The sequence below is a fragment of the Gordonia sp. (in: high G+C Gram-positive bacteria) genome (genome assembly GCF_020438995.1).
In the GTDB taxonomy this organism is placed as follows: Bacteria; Actinomycetota; Actinomycetes; order Mycobacteriales; family Mycobacteriaceae; genus Gordonia.
In genome coordinates this window covers 1-5,469 of the sequence record NZ_JAGQTN010000178.1, presented here as the reverse complement: position 1 = coordinate 5,469, position 5,469 = coordinate 1, and the positions used below count along the sequence as shown (strand labels likewise).

Sequence of the window (5,469 nt, the reverse complement as noted above, 5' to 3'; positions counted from 1 at the left end):
CATCCGGGCGCGATGACGCACGCCTCGACGGCCGGTTCGCTGCTGGAGGTTCCCGACAACCTCGTCCGCCTCTCGGTGGGCATCGAGGACATCGACGACCTCCTCGGCGACCTGGAGAAAGCGCTGCACTGACCGGCTGATCGCCCATCCTGAAATCGGTTGCCCGGCTGCGTACTCTGGACGAAGTGTCGACGTCGGAGGTGCAATCCGCCACCGCGATCGTGATCGGGCTGTTGGGTCCGGTCGCCGTCGCGCGATCGGACATGGGCGCCGGATCTGACGAGGCGACGTCCGACGGCGCGGTGCCGGTGGCGCCCGCAGATCTGGTACCCGTCGCCGGTCTGCGCGCCCGGCGGTTGTTGGTGTCCCTGGCACTGGCCGGGGGACGAGTGCGGACAGCCGAACGCCTCATCGACGATGTGTGGGGCGACACGCTGCCCGGATCGCCCGGTGCGGCCCTGCATACCCAGATCTCGCGGCTGCGCTCGGTGGTGGGGCATTCGGCGATCGAAGGCGTTGCCGGTGGCTACCGGCTCGTCCGATGCCGGACCGACCTGGACATCGTGGCCGAGCTGGCCAGATCCGCAGAACCGTCGGACCTGGACGCGGCGGCCATCTGGTGGCGTGGGATTCCCGGAGAAGACCTGGGCGGGACCGGAATCGGTGATGTCGCCGGTGAACTTCGGGCAAAGGCGGCCGCTGTTCGTGCAGACATCGATCGCAGGCTGATGTCGGTATTGCTGGCTCGTCGGGACTTTTCCGGAGCTCGTGATATCGCTGAAAAACTATGTGCGGCAGATCTACTGGATGAGTCGGCGCATGTGGCACTGATGCGTGCACTGGCCGGGGAGGGGCGGAACTCCGAGGCGTTGTCGGTCTTCGCGCGACTGAGGCGCGCGCTCTCGCGCGAACTGGGCGTTGACCCGGGTCCGGAGGCGCTCAGGCTCAACGCGGAATTACTCACCGGCACAAGCGAACCCGGGGTCGCCACTGTGTCCGCCGACCGGGACGAGGATTCGGCTGCGGGGGACTGGCATTCGAGAGCCGTCGGCGTGGTGTCGGATTCGTCCGAACTTATCGGACGTGACGACGACATCGCGAGCATCGTGGCGCTGTTCGACCGATACCGGTTGGTGACCGTGCAGGGGCCCGGCGGGGTCGGCAAGACCCGCGTCTCCCACCGGGTGGGCGCCGAACTGGCCCGGGCGGGCCGCAGTGTCTTCTATGTGCCGCTGGCACCGATCCGCGACGACGACGACGTGGTCAGCGCCATCGCCGCGACGCTCGGTGTCGGCGAATCGGAGTTCTCCGCAAGCGGACGGCCACGGCGCAACATAGGTGATCTCGCGGCCCGGACCGTCGACGCGGTGCGCGGACTGGACGCGGTGCTGATCCTGGACAACTGTGAACAGGTCGTCGGCCGGTGTGCCACCATTGTCGCCGATCTTCTTGCGGCCGGTCCGAATCTGTGTGTGCTCACCACGAGCCGATCGCCACTGATGCTGACCGCCGAACGCATTTACCAACTGCCCACGCTGGGCGGCGGCGTCGACGGCGCGTCGGCCGAACTGTTCGAACGCCGGGCCCGGGCCATCCGGCCGGCCGCAACGCTTCAGCCCGCTGCGGTCGCCGAACTGTGCGAGCAACTCGACGGCCTGCCGTTGGCCATAGAGCTTGCCGCAGCACGCATCCGGACCATGTCGGTCGCCGAGATCACCGCCCGGCTCGAAGAACGGTTCGCGCTGCTGCGAGGCACCGATCGTAGTGCGCCCGACCGGCACCGCACCCTGTACGCGGTCATCGAATGGAGTTGGGACCTGCTCGGCGACGACGCGCGCGCCGCGCTCTGTGCGCTGTGCCGGTTCCCGGCCGGATTCACCGCGGATGCCGCGTCGGTGATGTTGGGCTACAACGGCTTCCGCCTCGATGAGACTCTCGATGCGCTGGTCAACCAGTCGTTGCTCGGTGTGCTGGAGGACGGCGGTCACATCAGGTACCGCATGCTGGAGACGGTCCGCGAGTTCGGTGAGGCCAAACTGGCGAACGATCCGGATGCATCACTTCTGGTCGACGCGTCGATCTGCCGGTGGGCCAGAGGTTTCGCCGAGGCAGCGATCGCCGAATATGAGGAACGGTTCGCGCCACTCGCACTTCTGGAAGCCGTATACACAGAATCCGAGAACCTGGTGTGGGTGCTGCGGCGCTGCACCGCGATCATCGGCGGCGACCGAACGGAAGAGGCTACCACCACCATCGTGACGGTGTTCCCGGTGCTGTCGGCGACCTGGGTGGTGCGCGGACTGCACGCCGAGGTACTGGCATGGAGCGAACGGATCGTGCCGATCCTGCCCAGACCGTCCGCCGGCCTGCCCGAGCGACTCCGCCGCTGTTGGCAGGCCACCGTTCTGGCGGCGACATTGCACCAGTCGATGCACCGCAACATCCGGCTGATCGCCATCGGCCGGATGCTGCTGCGGCGCCTGCAGTCGCCGGGACTTCGGCTGATCGAGCCGACCGACTTCCTGTCCGCGCTATTGCTCAGCTGCAGCGGTACCGCGGCGTCGCGTCTGATCGCCGAAGGGGTGCGCCGCGGTTCACCGAAGGTCGCTATGTTGGCGCGGGGGCTGCGGATGAACGTGCGGGAGAACGCGGGCTCGCTGGATCTGGCGCTGTCCGACGGGCTCGCGATGATCGAGGAGTCGGCGCACCACGACGACGTGTGGTTGCATGCCATGCCCAGGATGAGCGTCGCCGGAATCTACGGGCAACGCGGACAGTGGGATCGCGCCGTCGACTGCTACCGCGCGGTGATCGCCGATCTGGACCGGCTGTCGGCGTACGAGGATGCGTCCGGGTCCCGGTGTTATCTGGCTTGCGCGCTCGTCGCGCTCGGCCGTCTCGACGAGGCCGAGCGGGAACTCGCCCCGCTTGCCGACGGTTGGAGCGTCGAAGCGCCCGATCCACAGGGCCATCCGGAGGTGACCACGGCAATGATGTTGACCTGGGCCGAGATTCGTCACGCCCGGGGAGATCAGGAGCGGGCCGCCGAGGCGTTCGGGCGCGCTGCGGTGCTCATCTGCCGCGAACACCCGTATGTGGCCGCGGACCCGGGGGCGGTGCTGCTGACAAGTAACGCGGTGGCCGGGATGATCGGTTGCGGCAGAGTGGATCAGGCGGGGGAGTTCCTCGACGTTCTGCACTCGGCGCTGCGGTCCATGCTCGGCGGCGATGGTTGGCTCGACCTCCCGCAGGGAGCCACGATCGCGGTGACGCTCGGATGGCTCCTGTGCGCGGGTCCGGACGGCGATGCGCCCGCCGGTGCTCGTCTGATCGCGCTGGGACTTCGGTTGGGTGCGCGACAGGACCTGCCGAGTGTGCATCGTGGGATGACACAGGCCCAGGCGATCTCGGGTCTGACCGAGACCGCCTGGGCGGTGGTGTGCGGTGAGGCCGCACGGCTGTCGAAACGTCAGGCCAAGGAAGCGATTCTGGACCTGATAGGCGACCGCTGACCCGGGTTGGTCGCCGGTAGGGTTGCGGCGCTAGGCGTTACGCATGTAGGCGCGCACCGCAAGCGGAGCGAAGACGGCCGTGACGATCGCCGCGCCCAACAGGGACCAACCGACGTGACCACTGAAGTGTCCGTTTGCCGTCAGGTCGCGTACCGCACTGACCAGGTGGCTGACCGGATTGACCTTGACCCACGCCTGCAACCAGCCTGGCATCGTGTCGGCGGGGGCGAACGCGTTGGAGGCGAACGTCAGCGGGAACATGATCATCATCGAAACGCCCTGCACTGCTGAGGCTTTGCTCATCAGGCACCCCATGAGGGCGAAGATCCACGACATGGCGAAGCTGCACACCATGATCAGCAGGCCGGAGGCCACCACACCGAGGACGTCGGGCCGCCAGCCCATGATGATGCCCATGATGACCGTCAGGACCGTCGCGACGAAGTAGCGGATCACGTCGGCGAGCAGCGCGCCGGCCAGCGGGCTGATCCGGGCGATCGGCAACGACCGGAACCGGTCGAAGACGCCTTTGTCCATGTCCTCGCGCAACTGGGTGCCGGTGACGATCGAGGTCAGGATCACCGTTTGCACCATGATGCCCGGAATGATCACCGGCAGATACGATTTCACATCACCGCTGATCGCTCCGCCGAACACGTAGGTGAACAGCAAGGTGAAGATGATCGGCTGGAACGTGACGTCGAAGAGTTGTTCTGGATTGTGCCCGATCTTCAGGACGCCGCGGAAGGCCATCGAGAACGACTGGGTGATCGTCTCGGCCAGGGACACAGACGTTTTCGCCTGAATGCGGGCCGCTTCGGTGCGGATCGCTCCGCTTCGGATCGCGGTTGTCGGCTCGGTGGCCGGTGTTGTCGTGGTCATGTCAGGCCACATCCTGGGTGCTGTCGGTTCTGTCGGGCTGCGCGGGTTTGCCGGTGATGGTGAGGAACACTTCGTCGAGAGTCGGCTTCTGGACGTTGATCTCGTCGATCTCGATGTGGTTCTCGCGCAAGGCGATCAGAATGTCGGGGACCACGTCGGAGCGTCGTAGTCCCGCGGTGATCCGGGCGGCCTCCGGGCTCAGCGCGGCGCCGCCGAGGAAGCGGTCGACGATTTCCAGCACCCGGGGCGCGTCGGCGCGGTCGGCCGGGGTCAGCTGCAGCGTCGTCGACCCTACCGACTGCTTGAGTTCGTCGGCGGTGCCATCGGCGATCACCACCCCGTGGTCGATGACGGCGATCCGGTCGGCCAGCTGATCGGCCTCGTCCAAGTACTGCGTGGTCAGCAGCACGGTCGAGCCCTGCTTGACCAGGTCGCGGATGGTGTCCCACATCTGGGCTCGGGTGCGGGGGTCCAGACCGGTGGTCGGTTCGTCCAGGAACAGCAGCGGTGGGGTGTCGATGAGGCTGGCCGCCAGGTCCAGGCGCCGCCGCATACCGCCGGAGAAGTTCTTGAGCGGCCGGTTGGTGGCCTCGGTCAGCGCGAATGCCTCCAGTAGTTCCAGGGCACGGCTGCGCGCGCGGGCCCGGGAGAAGCCGAGCAGCCGGGCGAAAAGCATCAGGTTCTGCAGCGCGGTCAGATCCTCGTCCACCGATGCGTACTGCCCGGTGACCCCGACGAGGGAGCGGACGGCCACGGCGTCGTCGACGACGTCGTAGCCGAATACCTTCGCGCTACCGGCGTCGGGGCGCAGAAGGGTCGCGAGCATGCTCACAGTGGTGGTCTTGCCGGCGCCGTTGGGGCCGAGGACGCCGTACACCGAACCTGTCGGGACGGCCAGGTCCACACCGTTGACGGCGCGGGTGTTCCCGAAGTGTTTCACCAGACCGGTGGCCTCGATGGCCAGGTCTCCCGCCGTGGCGGGTGTTGGGATCGTGTCATTTGTCATGACGACAACCATGCGCGGCACCGCTGTCATGGGCCTTACACCGGCTTACGTCGCCCTTGCGTGCATCTG

General features: G+C 67.1%; 4 protein-coding genes. 2 read left to right on the top strand and 2 right to left on the bottom strand.

What is annotated here, in order from left to right:
* Both KDB67_RS13055 and KDB67_RS13050 read left to right on the top strand, forming a co-directional pair.
* Nucleotides 1-132, top strand: a 132-nt coding sequence (locus KDB67_RS13055; RefSeq protein ID WP_291016267.1) for a PLP-dependent transferase, incomplete at its 5' end; no start/stop codon positions are given.
* 53 nt (nt 133-185) lie between these two features.
* Entirely contained in the window at nt 186-3,512 is a 3,327-nt protein-coding gene (locus KDB67_RS13050; protein ID WP_291016266.1) for a BTAD domain-containing putative transcriptional regulator, read from the top strand.
* Nucleotides 3,513-3,542: 30 nt separating this feature from the next.
* On the opposite strand, the gene KDB67_RS13045 is transcribed toward KDB67_RS13050, so the two are convergent.
* Together KDB67_RS13045 and KDB67_RS13040 are read right to left on the bottom strand one after the other, a co-directional pair.
* Entirely contained in the window at nt 3,543-4,394 is an 852-nt protein-coding gene (locus tag KDB67_RS13045; RefSeq protein ID WP_291016264.1) for an ABC transporter permease, read from the bottom strand.
* A 1-nt stretch (nt 4,395) separates the two neighbouring features.
* Nucleotides 4,396-5,400: an ATP-binding cassette domain-containing protein gene (locus KDB67_RS13040; RefSeq protein WP_291016262.1), complete on the bottom strand. Its 1,005-nt coding sequence runs from the start codon at nt 5,398-5,400 to the stop codon at nt 4,396-4,398.
* Nucleotides 5,401-5,469 lie beyond the last annotated feature (69 nt).

What these genes read in the sequence shown, in the direction of transcription:
- KDB67_RS13045 (WP_291016264.1), bottom strand. Translation starts at nt 4,394, where the DNA reads ATGACCACGACAACACCGGCCACCGAGCCGACAACCGCGATCCGAAGC.
- KDB67_RS13040 (WP_291016262.1), bottom strand. Translation starts at nt 5,400, where the DNA reads ATGACAAATGACACGATCCCAACACCCGCCACGGCGGGAGACCTGGCC.